15 protein-coding genes and 2 pseudogenes are annotated in these 14,057 nt (G+C 65.8%); 4 read left to right on the top strand and 13 right to left on the bottom strand.

The genetic code is table 11. From position 1 onward, the window contains the following. Positions 1-134: 134 nt before the first annotated feature. The 4 genes and pseudogenes from AB0K35_RS33965 to AB0K35_RS33950 all read right to left on the bottom strand — a co-directional run bounded on the left by AB0K35_RS33965 (position 135) and on the right by AB0K35_RS33950 (position 3,082). Entirely contained in the window at positions 135-935 is an 801-nt protein-coding gene (locus tag AB0K35_RS33965; RefSeq protein ID WP_363890691.1) for a hypothetical protein, read from the bottom strand. 581 nt (positions 936-1,516) lie between these two features. Then, positions 1,517-2,050 carry an IS3 family transposase gene (locus tag AB0K35_RS33960; RefSeq protein ID WP_363890689.1) on the bottom strand — a complete coding sequence of 178 codons (534 nt, stop codon included), beginning with the start codon at positions 2,048-2,050 and terminating at the stop codon, positions 1,517-1,519. A gap of 91 nt (positions 2,051-2,141) precedes the next feature. Continuing rightward, positions 2,142-2,357, bottom strand: a pseudogene (locus tag AB0K35_RS33955) (transposase); the annotation flags it as partial. 164 nt (positions 2,358-2,521) lie between these two features. Beyond that, complete coding sequence (locus AB0K35_RS33950; RefSeq protein WP_363890687.1) at positions 2,522-3,082, bottom strand: group II intron maturase-specific domain-containing protein; 561 nt, start codon at positions 3,080-3,082, stop codon at positions 2,522-2,524. 678 nt (positions 3,083-3,760) lie between these two features. Between AB0K35_RS33950 and AB0K35_RS33945 the strand changes: the two genes are divergently transcribed. Next, complete coding sequence (locus AB0K35_RS33945; RefSeq protein WP_363890701.1) at positions 3,761-5,449, top strand: carbamoyltransferase N-terminal domain-containing protein; 1,689 nt, start codon at positions 3,761-3,763, stop codon at positions 5,447-5,449. A gap of 175 nt (positions 5,450-5,624) precedes the next feature. On the opposite strand, the gene AB0K35_RS33940 is transcribed toward AB0K35_RS33945, so the two are convergent. The 4 genes and pseudogenes from AB0K35_RS33940 to AB0K35_RS33925 all read right to left on the bottom strand — a co-directional run bounded on the left by AB0K35_RS33940 (position 5,625) and on the right by AB0K35_RS33925 (position 7,779). After that, complete coding sequence (locus AB0K35_RS33940) at positions 5,625-5,873, bottom strand: RNA-directed DNA polymerase (RefSeq protein WP_363890685.1); 249 nt, start codon at positions 5,871-5,873, stop codon at positions 5,625-5,627. Between the two features lie 127 nt (positions 5,874-6,000). Then, a complete protein-coding gene (locus tag AB0K35_RS33935) occupies positions 6,001-6,210 on the bottom strand; it encodes a group II intron reverse transcriptase/maturase (RefSeq protein WP_363890699.1) in 210 nt (69 codons plus the stop codon). Continuing rightward, positions 6,176-7,135 (bottom strand): annotated as a pseudogene (locus AB0K35_RS33930) (AMP-binding protein); the annotation flags it as partial. The gene AB0K35_RS33935 and the pseudogene AB0K35_RS33930, both read right to left, overlap by 35 nt. Before the next feature lie 347 nt (positions 7,136-7,482). After that, the gene (locus AB0K35_RS33925) at positions 7,483-7,779 is read right to left on the bottom strand and encodes a hypothetical protein (RefSeq protein ID WP_363890683.1); all 297 of its coding nucleotides are present in this window, start codon (positions 7,777-7,779) and stop codon (positions 7,483-7,485) included. A 43-nt stretch (positions 7,780-7,822) separates the two neighbouring features. On the opposite strand from AB0K35_RS33925, the gene AB0K35_RS33920 reads away from it, so the two are divergent. Together AB0K35_RS33920 and AB0K35_RS33915 are read left to right on the top strand one after the other, a co-directional pair. After that, positions 7,823-8,176, top strand: coding sequence for an AarF/UbiB family protein (locus AB0K35_RS33920; RefSeq protein WP_363890697.1), 354 nt, complete (start codon positions 7,823-7,825; stop codon positions 8,174-8,176). Continuing rightward, complete coding sequence (locus AB0K35_RS33915) at positions 8,173-8,343, top strand: hypothetical protein (protein ID WP_363890680.1); 171 nt, start codon at positions 8,173-8,175, stop codon at positions 8,341-8,343. Before AB0K35_RS33920 ends, AB0K35_RS33915 begins: the two co-directional genes overlap by 4 nt. Positions 8,344-8,382: 39 nt before the next feature. On the opposite strand, the gene AB0K35_RS33910 is transcribed toward AB0K35_RS33915, so the two are convergent. From AB0K35_RS33910 to AB0K35_RS33895, 4 genes are all read right to left on the bottom strand, one after another. After that, positions 8,383-9,750 carry a methylaspartate mutase gene (locus AB0K35_RS33910; protein ID WP_363890678.1) on the bottom strand — a complete coding sequence of 456 codons (1,368 nt, stop codon included), beginning with the start codon at positions 9,748-9,750 and terminating at the stop codon, positions 8,383-8,385. Then, entirely contained in the window at positions 9,743-10,135 is a 393-nt protein-coding gene (locus AB0K35_RS33905; protein WP_363890676.1) for a cobalamin-dependent protein, read from the bottom strand. Before AB0K35_RS33905 ends, AB0K35_RS33910 begins: the two co-directional genes overlap by 8 nt. 201 nt (positions 10,136-10,336) lie before the next feature. Further along, positions 10,337-11,443, bottom strand: coding sequence for an IS4 family transposase (locus AB0K35_RS33900; RefSeq protein WP_363890674.1), 1,107 nt, complete (start codon positions 11,441-11,443; stop codon positions 10,337-10,339). Between the two features lie 63 nt (positions 11,444-11,506). Then, positions 11,507-11,860, bottom strand: a complete 354-nt coding sequence (locus AB0K35_RS33895; RefSeq protein ID WP_363890671.1) for a transposase family protein — start codon at positions 11,858-11,860, stop codon at positions 11,507-11,509. 170 nt (positions 11,861-12,030) lie between these two features. Between AB0K35_RS33895 and AB0K35_RS33890 the strand changes: the two genes are divergently transcribed. Beyond that, positions 12,031-12,447 (top strand): hypothetical protein, encoded by a 417-nt coding sequence (locus tag AB0K35_RS33890; protein WP_363890669.1) that lies wholly within the window; start codon positions 12,031-12,033, stop codon positions 12,445-12,447. A 47-nt stretch (positions 12,448-12,494) separates the two neighbouring features. Here AB0K35_RS33890 and AB0K35_RS33885 read toward each other — a convergent pair whose 3' ends face one another. Then, the gene (locus tag AB0K35_RS33885) at positions 12,495-13,892 is read right to left on the bottom strand and encodes a condensation domain-containing protein (protein ID WP_363890695.1); all 1,398 of its coding nucleotides are present in this window, start codon (positions 13,890-13,892) and stop codon (positions 12,495-12,497) included. Between the last annotated feature and the right edge of the window lie 165 nt (positions 13,893-14,057).

Here is a 14,057-nt window from a genome sequence, read left to right as displayed (position 1 = left end):
GATCAACGATGATGCTTCCACGAGCGCGGTCCTTCTCGATCATCCAGCCTAGACACCTGAATGATCACCAGAAGGCCGCGCTCTTCTACGTACCCACCGGAACCGGCGTGACTATCCCATAACCGACCATCCGGTCAAACCTCGATCTTGCGAACGCCCTGGGCCTGGGGGTGAGATTCCCCCGGGCTACGGTACCCGGCAAATGTCCGCCCGCGTAATCTGCCCCTCTCGAATACCACGAAACTCATGGGAGTTCCGGCCGATAGCACGTCGATAACGTTCAGGCCATAGTGCTCCGCACACGTGGCGTTGGTTATCGCCACAGCATGGCCCGAGTCGTCCGTTGCGCGGCGGCAGGCGAGGCTGTTCGATGTGACCTGCTCGGTTTCCATGAGGCTGACACGGTCGAGTGATTCGAGAAGCTTGTAGGTGGCTGGGTGGTAGTAGAGCTTCGTGAATTCAGTGGATTGCTTTGCGTTATGAGCGGGAGCTGCCAACACTATGTCGGGAAGCGGGGCTACGAATGCCTCTACAGCCCGCAGTGCGGGGTCGAAGAAGAACGACCGGATCTCAGGATAGGCGCCGGCGACCAGGAGGGCGTCATGCTTCCCGGCTTTCACTTCCTTGGCGGCCGCTTCGAAAGTCGGGTACCCGAGAAGAGCACCCGCCCGCCCGTGGGCGGCCCACTCCAGTCCCACGGTAACGCTACAGGTGAGCCCGGCAGGATCATCGGCGAGCGTGGCAGCGGACCTGTAGCGGGAGACGCCATCGATCTCCACGCAGAAGGCAGGTTCCATATTGGTCGGCATATGCAGTTCCTTACTCAATGAGGTGATCTCAACGAGGAAATGCGATTCGAGTCGGATGACACGCGCATAACGGCCATAGTGGACGGTTCTGGTGAGGGCGTGGGGTCCCGGATAGGGATATCTCACCACAAGCAAACCTTCACCAGAAGGATCCCACGTGATTACGTATCGTGCCACCCTCGATCCGTCAGAGGGTTCTGATCTCCGGTCACCCCTTTCGGCTTGACCGTTTTGTCCTCTGCGGTGGGGGTCAGCGCGTGTCGCTGCGCGGGCGCCGGTTCTCCGGTCCGGGTGATCTTTGCGCTGGTAGGGCCGGGGTGGGCGGGTCAGGTGGTCAGGGGTAGCAGGCCGAGGCGTTTTGCCAGCAGAGTTGGAACGCCTCAGCCCAGGGCCAGGTGTCGGGAATGGACAGGGTTTTCCGGCGGGCGTGGGTGGCCAGTTTCGCGGGTAGGTGCAGTGAGGTGGCATAAAGGTTGATTGGTGCGACACGGACGAAAGCGGCGATCCGGGCGGCAGTGGAAACAGGCGTGGAGCCATCGATAGACACGTCCTTGCGACAGAAACACGTCTTCGAGAGGGCTCCACGTGATTGCCTATCGTGCCATGGTCGACGTCCCGAGGGAACTCGTGCAGCACCTTGCGCGGCTGCTGTACGCCCAGCGCCGCGCCTGCGGCACCCGTCGGGGCACCCGGGCGTTGACCTGCTTCTACCAGGCCCCGAGGACGAGGTCGGTGTTGCACCGGTCGGAGGTCTTCCAACCCACGATCCGGTTGGAGAACACGTCGCGGACCGCGGCCATCCACAGTACGCCGTCGCCGCAGACGATCCGGGTGGCGTCGGCGACCCACAGCCGGTTCGGTCCGGGCGCGGTGAAGTCCCGGTCGACCAGATCCGGTGCCGGGGTGGCTTTCGGGTTCTGCTTCGTGGAGCCGCCGCGCCAGCCGCGGCGTAGGAACGCTCCCTGTAGGCCGTGGGCGCGCATCAGGCGTTCGATGCGCTTGCGGCCGACCCGGATGCCTCGCCGGCGCAGGGTCGCGTGGACGCGGGGTGAGCCGTAGGTGGCGCCGGAACGGTCATGCACGTCGACGATCTCGGTCAGCAGTCCCCGGTCGAGGAGTTCCCGTTCGCCTGGTTCGGCTTCGCGGGCAAGCCAGTCGTAGAACGTTGACGGCGCTACGCCCAGGACCCGGAGGATCGGCTCGACCCCGAACCGGTCTCGAAGATCGGCCACGATCTTCATGACCGTCGCCGGGCTGGGTCGGCCTCCTGGGCGAAAAAATGCTCGCCGCTTTGAGGATCTCGTTGGCGCGGCGCAGCTCGGCAACCTCTTTGCGGAGCCGACGGACTTCCTCGGCCTCGGTCGTGGTCGGCCGGTCGAACCGCTCACCATGATCGGCTTCGTCTTGGCGGATCCAGTTACGCAGTGCCTCGGGATGCACACCGAGCTGCTCGGCCAATCGGCGGATCACCGGCTTGGGGTCGGACTCCCGGTAAAGCTTGATCGCACGACGGCGCAGCTCGTCCGGGTACTTGCGAGGGGCGGGCACGGAACCTCCTGTTCACGGCCTATCAGACCATGATCGAAAGTCTCCGAGCTACCGGGGGAACCTCAGGGATACAACGAAGCGCCTCACGGCGCACACCCGGCGTGCACCTTTCAATGCACCGGGCTCTCCACAAGCCCCGATAGTGCTGGTGGTGTTGTTCCTCGTCAGGCGGTCGGCCAGGGCGACGGGATGATCGAGCCGCGGTAGCGATACCGGGTCGGGCTCAGCGTCTCCGGGTCGAACAGTTCCCGCTGCCCGCGCGGCCACCAGCCACCGCCGCAATACTGACGGCGTAGTTCCTTCCAGGTGGCCCGGCGGTGTTTCCGTCGCAGCCATCGCCATACCGTCTGCCACAGGTAGTGGCTGAGATAGGCGAAAGTCGCCGACGACACGCCGGGCCGGAAGTAGGCGCACCAGTCGCGAAGTGCCTGGTTGAGCCATCGGATCAGCTCGTCCAGCGGCTGGTTCACCTCGACCTGCCGGCACAGCATCTTGACCGTGGCCATCATCGCTTTCAGTGACTTCCTGGCCGGATAGGTATAGATGAAATGCTGGCGGGTTCCCCTCTTGCGATGACGCTGGATGCGCCACCCGAGGAAGTCCAGTCCCTTGTCTATGTGGGTGACCAGAGTCTTGTCCGGCGACAGGCGCAAACCCATCGTCGACAACACCCCGGCGATCTCGTCCCGCAACTCCACGGCGTCGGACTGGCTGCCCCTGATCATCAGGCACCAGTCGTCGGCATACCGGACCAACTTGAAGTTCGGCAGACCACGCCGCAGCCGCCCAGCCCTCTCGCCCGGGGCTGGAGCCCGGACCCCCGGGCCGCCCAGCGATGTGCTCGTCGAGCACCGACAGGGCGATGTTGCTCAGCAACGGGGACAGGATCGACCCTTGCGGGGTCCCAGCGTTGGTCTCCCGAAGCTGCCGATCCTCACCGAGGATCCCGGCTTTCAGGAACGCCTTCACCAGGTCCGTCCACTATGGCCGTCATGCGCGGGTCATCCGACTCGAATCGCATTTCCTCGTTGAGATCACCTCATTGACCTGACGGATCTTCGTGTGGGAGTATTGGCTGCACGCCAGGTGCCGAGGTAGATTCGGTTTAGGCCGCTATAGGCGAGGGAAAGAACCCATGGCTCAGCGTGAAGTTTCGTCATGCAAGCGCGCCTTTTTAATCTCTCTCTTTTCGGCGGCGCCCCCATTGTCCAGTTCGGCGTCTCGTTGCGTAGGGCTGTGGTCAGGGAACGTCCTGGCGCTTCCCGAGTATTGCGTCACCAACTAATTTTTCAGGAGTGGGTGACGTATTTGTTTCTGATGTAGACGGCAGGACGTCTGCGTGGCGTGCGTCGAGTTGACCGGTCCGCCCGCCTTCTGACGTGCCTGCCGGACTCCAGGCTGCTATGCGGCCAGAAGGTGCGGCTGACCGAATGCTGATATGTGGAATTAAGGCATCGCACGATGGTGCGGTTGCCGTTATCGAAGAGGGTCGCCTTCTCTTCAGCGTCGAGATGGAGAAGCTGAAGAACGGGGAACGCTACAGCGCCCTCGGGGACCTGAGGCGGGTGACTGAAATCCTCGCTGCAGAGGGTCTATCGCCGGCCGACATAGATCAGTTCGTGGTCGACGGCTGGTACACGAAGGACGCCGCAGGCGAGCACGCCATCGACGTAAACGCCAGTGGCCGACCGGTACAGCTCCGAGTCGCACCGTACGTTGAGAGCCCCGGGGACGACGGGCCACTGCAACGCCATACCTTCAGCGGCCACGGCTTCAACGACTATGCCAGCTTTACCCACGTCGCCAACCATCTCCTCGGCGCGTACTGCTCAAGCCCGTTCGCCGCCCGGGGAGAAGACGCATTCGTCTTGGTCTGGGACGGCCGCATCGTGCCGCGCCTCTACCGGGTGCAGGCCAAGACCCATGAGGTAACCATGGTCTCGGCCCTGATGCCCGTCACGGGGAGCAGCTTCGCGGACTTCTGCGCACAGTTCGAACCGTACCGGCGCGACACCGACAGCCTCTCGACGGACCAGCAGATACGCCATCATCTTTCGATCGCAGGGAAGGCGATGGCATACGCGGCCAAAGGTCGGGTCGAGACCGGTTCCTTTACCGTCTTCGATAACCTTATCGCTGAGTTCCCTGACATCACCGCCGAAAAAGTTGGCGTACTGGGAGATAAGGTAGCTTCGAACCGGGATGAGCTGATGCCAGGCCTGTCCAACGCGGACATCATCGCCACCTATCAGGCATACCTTGGCCACCACTTGCTTAAGCGGCTCACCTCGGTGATGGAACGCCGCTTCCCGGAGGGAGGTCACAACCTGGTACTCGGCGGTGGCTGCGCGCTCAACATCAAGTGGAACACCGCGATTCGGGCCAGCAAGGTCTTCCAGGAGGTCTTTATCCCGCCCTTCCCTAATGACGCGGGGGCGGCGATCGGAACAGCCGTCTGTGAGATGTTCAAGCGCGGTAGGACCGTGCTGGAGTGGGATGTCTACAGTGGACCGCCGATCATCACCGGCACACTTCCCGATGGGTGGCGGGTGCAGCCCTGCGACGAGCGTCAGCTGGCCGCCCTCCTGCACGCCGAGGGTGAACCGGTGGTAGTCCTTTCCGGCCGGGCGGAGTTGGGCCCGCGCGCTCTGGGTAACCGGAGCATCCTGGCGCCCGCGACTGACGCCCGAATGAAGGACCGGATCAACGCCATCAAGAACCGAGCCGCATACCGGCCCGTTGCGCCCATCTGCCTGGAGGACCGCGCGCCGGAGGTCTTCGCCCCTGGCACGCCTGACCCCTACATGCTCTTCGAGCACCGCATGCGGCCCGGTTGGGCCGAACGCGTCCCGGCGGTCGTTCACCTGGACGGCACCGCTCGGCTCCAGACCATCGCGTCGACTCAGGACACCGACACCGCGCGTATCCTCGCTGCCTACGCGGAGATCAGCGGAGTACCTGTGCTGTGCAACACCAGCGCGAACCTGGAGGGACGGGGCTTCTTCCCCGACGTCGAGTCAGCGGCCCGTTGGGGCGGGACTCGCTACATCTGGTCGGAGGGGACGCTGTATACCAGCCCCGACGTGGGGTGACGTTCTGTTGTGGAGCGTCTGGTCACTGCTGGGTAGCCCGGGGGAATCTCACCCCCAGGCCCCCACAGAGTGAAGTGGGCCGCCGGAGAGGTGCCCGTGGCTTGGGTCTTTTTCCGTCGGCCCCTTCCCGAACCGGACAGGCGAGCTTTCCCCGCATCCGGCTCTCCATTGGTCGTCATGTCCGGGGGGAGGTCGTAGCCCGTCCGGCGCGGATGTCCTGGTGGCATGTTTGGCAGACCACGAGGGTCTTTCGTTTCCGCATGGCCATCAGGCGTATCCACGACGGCCGTTCCGGCCGTCCGGGCTTGTCGAGGTCAGCCAGTTTCCGGATGTGGTGAACTTGCAGCCCTACCCGTTCTTCGCAGAGCTCGCATCGTCCGGCTAGGAGCCGGTGGATCAGCTCGTTGCCCCAGACGGTGGCCATGGACGGTTTCAGATCGGCGATGACGGTGGTGCGCTGCCGTTTGAGGGGGATCCCGCCGACGCGGGCGACCAGGGGTTTCCTGCCTCGGTCTCGCTGCACGGTGACCTGAAAGCCGGTCCATACTCCGTCAGGCGTGTCGATGCGCCTTGTACTTGCGGGCCATCTTCGTGACGGTGGACTTGTGCTTGGCGGCCAGGGTCTTGAGCATCGAGGTCTCCATGACCCAGTGCAGCGGTCCCAGGCGGAACACGTCCTGGGCAAGCAGGTAGTACTGGACGATCCCGCGATATTCCGACCCGTACTTCGCGACGATTGTGAAGTCGTCGTCGTGCAGCATCGGACCACGGAAAGGTCTCGGTCAGTCCGTACGCGTTCATCACGGCGATGGCTGGGTAACGGTCCAGCCATCGCTGGACGAGCTCCTTCTTCACCGCCTCTCCGGTGACCGAGACGTAGCGGAGTCTCGGCAGCGGACGCGGGTGCTGCTCCAGGTGGGCCAGAACCACGTCGAGGTACGAGGGCACCAACTGGACCACGTCGACCTGGCCGTCGAGCACGGTGTCGACGAACCGCGGCACCTCCAGGATCACCTCCTGCTCGACGAGCCGGGTGCAGCCACCCACCAGGGGTGCAACCAGCAGTTGCCACAGGGAGATGTCGAAGCACTGCGGCGCCGTCTGCGCTACCACGTCCGTCTCGGTGATCTCCAGATCCGCCGCCTTCGCGAGGAGGTGGTTCAGCATGCCGGCGTGCTCGCACATGGCGCCCTTCGGCGTCCCGGTGGAGCCGGACGTGAAGTAGAGGTAGGCCAGCTGATCGGCGGCGACGGGCACCTGCGGATCGTCCTGCGGGTGCCCCTCGCCGGGAACGTCGGCCAGCGCCAGCACGTCTGCGACGGTGGCCGCGTCCAGGTCGAGCGAGACGCCGGGGCCGGTCAACGCCAGCCGGCAGCCGCTACGCCGCAGCAGGGTGAGGGTGCGGTCTGCCGGGAAGTGCGGCTCGACCGGCAGGTAGACCGCGCCCGCCTTGAGCACACCCACGACCGCCGCCATCCAGTCCAGGTCCCGCTCACAGACCACCGCCACAACGGCCTCGTGGCCCAGGTCACGGGCGAGGATGGCATGGGCCACTCGGTTGGCCCGCCGATTGAGCTCGGCATAGATGCAGGTCTGTGCGCCGAGCACGGCGACCGTCCGGTCGGGGTGCTGCCGGACCTTCTCCTCGAACAGCTCGTGCCAGTGCCTGTCCGGCAGGTCGCGCACCGGACCGGCCAGGTCGATCAGCTGCTGCCGGCGCTCGTCCTCGCCGACCAGCGAGGTCGCCCGGAAGTCCGCGTCGGGGGTCTCGATGAGCAGCCGCAGCGCGGTGAGGTGGTAACCCGCGAGGCGGCGGGCGTACCCCTCGTCGATCACGTCCGTCCGGTAGCGCACCACCAGCGCGTCGCGGCGCCAGGCGATGCTCGCCGCGGCGCTGTCGCCCGGTCCCGTGTCGTCGTCGCCGTCCAGGACGAGCCGTAGGTGATCGGCCGTCAGGTCGTCGATCCGGCCCGCGCCGGGCGCACGGACAGCGGCGGCGGCACGTCCGGCGAGGTCCACCGTCCACTATGCTCTCACCTTTCGAAGAACAGTGTCTCGCCCACCGTGCGGGGCAGCCGGACCCGGTGCACGACGAGCTCACCGGGCCCGACCGGGCGACCCAGCCGGACGTCCGCCACGGTGCCGACGAGCATCAACCGTTCGCCACGCCCACCGGACTCGGTAAACCGGGCCAGGGTGTCGAGCGCGAGCAGACCGGCCGACTGCCCCATCGACTCGATGAGCAGCGCCGCCGGGGAGTGCGGTGCGGCGTTCTGGGGAAGGCGCGCGTACCACGGCTCGTTGAGGGTGATCGCCTTCACTGCGGGCACGTGAGTAGCCGGTGACCAGCGGCGCCGGGGCCGGGCGGGGCACCTGCTGACCACACTGCACCTCGCCGCCCCGGCCCGGGCCGGCGGCCTGCCCGCCGACCCGCATCCCGGGAACTTCCTGCTGCTGCCCGACGGCCGCCTCGGCGTCCTAGACTTCGGCTCCGTCGCGCGGCTCCCGAATGGCCTTCGCCCGTCCTGGGCCGGCAGCTCCGCGCCACCCTCACCGGTGACGGGCGGGCGGCGGACGCCGCCCTGCGCGAGACGGGGTTCCTGCCGGCCACCGCGACGGTCGACAGCGAGGATCTCCTGGCCTACCTCCAGCCCGCGCTGCAGCTGGTCTTCGGGGCCAGCTTCCGCTTCGGCCGTTCCTGGCTCCGTCAGCAGGCGGCTCGGATGACCACCGCTGCCCGGCCGGAACGCCGGCAACTCCAGGTGCCGCCCGAGTATGCGGCCATCCACCGGGTGGTTCTGGGCACCGTGGCGTTGCTGTGTCAACTCGATGCGGGTGCGGACTACGCCGGCCTCGTCGGACGGTGGCTGCCCGGCTTCGACCCCGACCGATGACCGGCGGCGTTCGGCCGAGAGCTGGTGACAGGTCGACGGTCAACCCGTCGTGCCGATCCTGCCCCGCTCCGGCCCGTCCTGATCGAAGGTGCGCTGAACGTACGAGAGCGCAGCCAGGAAATCCGAGGAGGTGAGCCGGCGTTCGACCCGGGGAGCCGCGTCGACGGGGATCCGCATACCACCGGCGTCGCTCCACTGAAGACGGCCATCGACGTCAATGTAGCTGCGACTGCGGCGCGCGTTGGCAGGATGCAGGCAGAACGGTACGTCGAGGAGCCCGAGGCGAAACGCGCGTACCAGAGCAATCCCCAGGTCGCCATCCAGGTTGCGCACGGTATCGATCAGACTGCGGGCGCGGTCGTAAACGCCACTGTCGGCCTGCGCGTGGCCTCCCATCCCGGTCTCCGCCCGAAGGAGGCGACCCTCGAGGTCCGCGACCGCTGCCGCCCGCTCGAGTGCGCCGATGTTCTCCTCGACGGTCGGAATGCGGTGCGCTTCTGATCGGGTCTTGACAATGAGCCGTTCGGAACCTGTGCGGACAGCCAGCCTGGCTGCGCTGTCGAGCAATCGACCTGCACCCTCCCTCGTCCGGGGAAACATACCCATGTAGGCGTAGATCACCACGTGCCATTCGGTGTCCGGCAGCAGTTCGGCGGCCAGCCGACGTAGGGCTCGCACAGCCTCGTCGTCCTGCCCGCTGTGGGTCTGCTGGGCGTAGCTGAGCGAGATGCTGCGCAGGCCGTGCTGGTGGAAGAACAACGCTTCCAACACACTCACCGCGACCAGCAGGTCGGGTGGGCACAGTTGACCGAGCATGCAGCCACCGAACGTCTCCAGATGCGGCCGTGTCGCGCCTGGCCCACTGCGGTCTCCCTGCCCCGACTCCGCCAACATCCGGCATGTCGCCGCCCAGTTGCGTACGGATCTGTCGAGCGGAAGCCTGCTGTAAGGCAGGCAGTAGGATACCGGGCCGCCCTCCGTTGCGGACAGCCCGCACCGCAGCGCCGCATCCACGATCTGCTGCGGCTCCGCCGAGCCGTGACGCACCTGGACCGGAAAGGTCGCGTCAGACAAACCGACCAGGACAGCCCTGGTGGTGACTTCGGAATGGGCGCTGATCGGATAGCCGTTGAGATCCCGGTTCATCCGGATCGCCTCCCGGGCTGCCGCGATGTCACCGACCCGTGTGTAGCTGTCAATTGTCATGGTGCCGACGGCGACGCACCGGGCCGCCTTTGTGGCCAACAGCCCCTGCCTCATCCGTCCTGGATCCTGGAAACCCATTCGCGGCTGCACGACCAACTGGCCGGCCGCATTGGCACTGGCGACGAAGGCGCCGAAGGACCGCGCCGCAAGCCGCCCGACAGCGCGCTCGTCGGAGCTGGGCGGTGTGAAGGATTCAGGCAACGCCTCTCACCCGGATCGTGTCGAGAAACGCGTGGAAGACATCGATCTTCTCGTCACCATCGAAGACCGCCGTAAAACCGGCTGCCAGCAGAGGAGAACTGAGCGCCGCATGACCCAGGCCAGAGACGCCCAGTTTACCGCCGATCACGACTGGCACATCGGTCAGCGTCGGCTGTGCCCGCAGCGCTCGGACCGCCGCCATCCCGTCATACCGGCCGTGGCCGTTCACGGTGGCGAGGACGACTAGGTCCGGCTGCGTCGCCACGGCCTCGCGCACCAGCAGCGGCACCGGCACGCACGGCCCGAGATTCACCACGTCGTGGCCACGCTCGCTGAGGAGCAGCTCAAGATAGACCAAGTTCCACGTATGGGCGTCCGACTTCACGCCCGACAAGATGGTGCACGGACGTTCAGCTGAGCCGCCGGTGCTGAAGTGCTCCATCGGCCGGACGGCGCGGCGGTCCGTAACGAGGCGCATTCATCCCCCAGACTTGTCGATACTCTGGCATGCCGATGAGCAGCGTCACACTCACGGTACATGACCCCGCACGACGATCGCGCGGGCCAGGCGCCGACATCGATCAGCTCACGTACATGCCGGCTCGCAGCGTCTGACCCGGATCCACGGATAGCTGGGCCATGATCGGGTTAGATCGCTGGTGGTTGATGGATGGTGTGGTGTTTTGGTCGGTGGGCATGCCGGTGTCCCGGGTGGCGCCGGGTTCGCTGGTCTCCATGAGTGGCTCGGGCCGGTGGGGCCAGGTGGGTCAGGTCCAGATGGGTCCGGGAGGCGGACGAGGTCGGCGGCGGGGTAGCGACGTGGGTCGAGCAGGGTGGTGATGAGCCGGTAGTCGCCGGTGTGGCTGCCGGCTGTGGTGGTGATGCTGATCTGGGCCTCGATCACGCGGACATGCTGGCCGCCGATGACTGACAGCCAGGAACCGTCGTGGTAGTGGCGGATCAGCGGGAGCCTGCGGCCGGTCTTGCAGCGGATCAGCAGGTCCGCTCCGGTCGCGGTGAATGTGGTGATCGGGTCGGCGGCGGCGTAGTTGCGGTCGGCCAGCAGCAGCATCCCGGCGCGTAGGCTGCGGGCGAGTTGCCGTGCCTGGGTTGTCTCGCCGGTGGTGCTCGGGTCGAACACGGCGTCGAGTATCGAGCGGGTGCCGCAGGCCAGCAGGGCGCTCAGCCGCAGTGTCGGGTAGCCGGAGCCGCCGTTGTTGCACCGGTGTTTGACGTAGCGGCGGAGGTTGGCCGGCGAGTCCGCGACGGCGATGACGGTGCCGTCGATGACGACCGGCAGCAGGCCCCGCCACCACACCCCAGCGACGGCACCCGTGGCCGCTGGGCCTCGTAGCAGCTCGAACAAGGCCCGTAACGGGGCTGGGCCGAGTCGTTGCCGGGCCTGCCGTAACGCGCTGCCGCTGGGGTCGGGCACCGATAGCCCGCGCAGGCCGGCGACGAGTTTCGCCCACACCTGCCGGTAGCCGAGGTCGGCGAACAGACAGCCGGCCAGCAGCACGTACACCACGACCCGGGCTGGCAACAGGCGAACTCGTCGGTGCGAACGCCGGGTCGCGGCGAGAACGTCATCGACCATCTCGAACGGCACAAGGCGGGTCAACTCACCGAGGTGACCGGCTGCGAACGGCCCGGCAGCTACCGTGACCGTCCGGGTTATGGCAATCTGATCCACCGAGCGGGGTTCCTGGTTCGGGTTGTCTTGGAGTGACAAACCTTGATACCGGAACCCCGCTTCTCACTTCCTGATCAACACACCCCTTGACCAGCCCCGCTCACGCCTAACTGAACGGCGTTGGTACTCCCAGCGGTTGGACATCACCGGCGGGGTGGGCGTCTGCGCCGCCAGGACCCGCACGGCCTCGGCGACGTACCGGTACGCGGTCGCCCTCGACACCCCGAACCCGGCCCCGAGGATGGTTTTGTCCTCACCCTTACGGAACCACACCAACACCAGAAGCGCCTGGTAGAAGCAGGTCAACGCCCGCGTGCCCGGTCGGGTACCCACCACCCGGCGCTCGGCGCGCAACAGCCGCGCCACGTGCTGCACGAGTTCCCTGGGGACGTCGAGCCTGGCAGAATACGTGATCACGTGGAGCCCTCTCGGAGACTGATCTTGTCGCAAAGACCTGTCTACTGATGGCTCCACGCCCATATCCAACACTGTCCGTTATGGACGCAATGCCCGTGTCGTCCTGACCAGCGCTCCCACCCTTGTTGAGATCACCTCACTAGATCAACATGTTCTGATCAGGAGCTTCGGTGGCAGATTCTGCCATGGTGTCTGCTGGTGTGGTGCAACAGCCCGCTGATCAGCGGGAGGAGTTGCGGGCGGCGGTGATCGCCGGCGCGGCTGGGTTCGGCGTGCTGGATGAGCGGGTGACCGGCCGGTTGCGGCCGTTGCTTGTGGGTGCGGAGCTGATCGGGCGGGCGCAGGCTGAGGCCGGATACGTCGATGGCCGGCGGCGGGTGCTGACCGGCGCGGTCACCGCGATGATCGTGCTCGGGTTGTGCCTCAGGGTCGGGTCGCCCGGAGGGGTTTCACCTCAACTCCTACCTGGTGCGCTGGATCCGCAAGAAATATCGACGGCTACGACCACGCCGCAAGGCGCGAATCGTGTGGGAACGCCTCATCACGCAACACCCACGCTACTTCGCGCACTGGGCCTGGGCACGTAACCCTCTGATGACGGCCAGGGTGGCACGAGCGGAGTGACGGGAGACTGTCACGCTCCGTTCCGTGGGAGCCCGGAGGTCGCCGTGGCAGACTGGGGCAGGCAGCCGATGAGTGCGCGCTCCAGCTCGCGTAGAAAGCCTGCAATGTCGGTTGAGGTAAGCGCTGCAGTGTCGGCCCGCAAGGTAATGAAGAAGTCCGTTGAGTCACCCTGCGCGGCGAGGTAGAAGCGCTCGTTCTCCACGGTGGTCCCCTCGACATAGTCGTACCGGGATTCGGTCAGCAGGCGCTCCGCCTGCGCCCGCGTGACTCCGGTGCCAGCCGTAGGCTGTCCCGTCGCGCCCGCGGGGTCGGGCAGATGAAGGTTCACGACGCACGCCAGTCGTGCCCGGGTCTCCTCCGGGCTGTACGACTTGCGCAGCACGTCGTACAGGTCGTGGGGGTCGCAGTAGCCGGCGAGGGCCGCGAGCATCCCCGCGCGATGGGTCTGGGAAATGATCTTCTGCGGTTTGCAGTCGGCCACGTCGACGGCTACCGGAACTCCCTGAACAAGGGTGCCGGCGTAGCTCGTCGAGTCAGCGTCGAATCTGTGGCTCGCCGCCATAACGAAGCCGCATTTCTGACTTCCTGTCCGCTTGGCGACCAGCGTCGCAGCCATGGCGTGGATGACCGATGCCGTGCTGACGCCCAGTTCCGCGGCGATCTCAAGCGATGCGGCGCGCACGGCGGCGGAGCGCATCGAGAACATCTTGTACCGCGGGCTCTCTGGCCGGTGCCCGATGTAAGGAAGCGGGTCGTCCGGGAACTTGGCGAGTTCCTGCTCCCAGAACTGGATGCCTCGTGCCGAGCGCCGGGCACTGTTCGCTTCGCCTTCCATACGTGCACGGTCCAACGGGTGCGTGATGTGGCTGGGAACTGATTCCTCCGCATTGACTGGGTGTCCGCTCAGGAAGGACCTGAAATCGTCCAGGACGGACACCATGCCGTGGCAGTCCATGGCCATATGGAAGGCACAGAGAACGACGTACTTCGGGACGCCGTCCGAGGATATGACGGCTGCGCGGAGGGAGAGCTCAGGGAGTGTGAATGGCACGCTGTTGAACTCGGCCTCGACGGTGCCGGCCGCCGAGCGGGCGTCGTCCGCTGCGACATCTCGCACCTCGGTCCGCAAATGACCTTCAGCCAGAATTAGCTGGTGCGGTTTTCCGTCTGCGGAGACTTGGAATCTACTGCGAAAGGTTTCGTAGCGGTTGAGGAGCGCTGCGAGGGCGCTGGACACTTGATTCATATCACACATGTCCGGAACTACTACGGTGTAACTGTCACCCAGGTCGGCGTAGTGTGGAGCACGTGACGCCACCAAATTCCATATCCAGCACTGCCCCCAAGTCAGTGGAGAGTTTCCCGATCGATTGCCGCGAAATGGGATGCTTAGGAAGCATGGTTCCATGGTTAATCGCACGCCCCTTATGGAAAGAGGATTCTAGGCCACAGGATGGCTTCAGGTCACGGTGGGGTGCCGAGATGAAGCACTTTGTCTAGAAGCTAGCACGGATGTGACTGATCAGGTGCCTGTCGGCAGGTTGGCTTGACCTGCGCCGTCTGGGTTGGATCA

Source organism: Micromonospora sp. NPDC053740, from assembly GCF_040677775.1.
In the GTDB taxonomy this organism is placed as follows: domain Bacteria; phylum Actinomycetota; class Actinomycetes; order Mycobacteriales; family Micromonosporaceae; genus Micromonospora; species Micromonospora alfalfae.
The sequence above is the reverse complement of the archived record's forward strand: the minus strand, read 5'-3'. Positions and strand labels throughout refer to the sequence as shown.

What these genes read in the sequence shown, in the direction of transcription:
- AB0K35_RS33960 (WP_363890689.1), bottom strand. Translation starts at nt 2,050, where the DNA reads ATGAAGATCGTGGCCGATCTTCGAGACCGGTTCGGGGTCGAGCCGATC.
- AB0K35_RS33950 (WP_363890687.1), bottom strand. Translation starts at nt 3,082, where the DNA reads ATGATCAGGGGCAGCCAGTCCGACGCCGTGGAGTTGCGGGACGAGATC.
- AB0K35_RS33945 (WP_363890701.1), top strand. Translation starts at nt 3,761, where the DNA reads ATGCGGCCAGAAGGTGCGGCTGACCGAATGCTGATATGTGGAATTAAG.
- AB0K35_RS33940 (WP_363890685.1), bottom strand. Translation starts at nt 5,873, where the DNA reads ATGGCCACCGTCTGGGGCAACGAGCTGATCCACCGGCTCCTAGCCGGA.
- AB0K35_RS33935 (WP_363890699.1), bottom strand. Translation starts at nt 6,210, where the DNA reads ATGCTGCACGACGACGACTTCACAATCGTCGCGAAGTACGGGTCGGAA.
- AB0K35_RS33915 (WP_363890680.1), top strand. Translation starts at nt 8,173, where the DNA reads ATGACCACCGCTGCCCGGCCGGAACGCCGGCAACTCCAGGTGCCGCCC.
- AB0K35_RS33885 (WP_363890695.1), bottom strand. Translation starts at nt 13,892, where the DNA reads ATGGAACCATGCTTCCTAAGCATCCCATTTCGCGGCAATCGATCGGGA.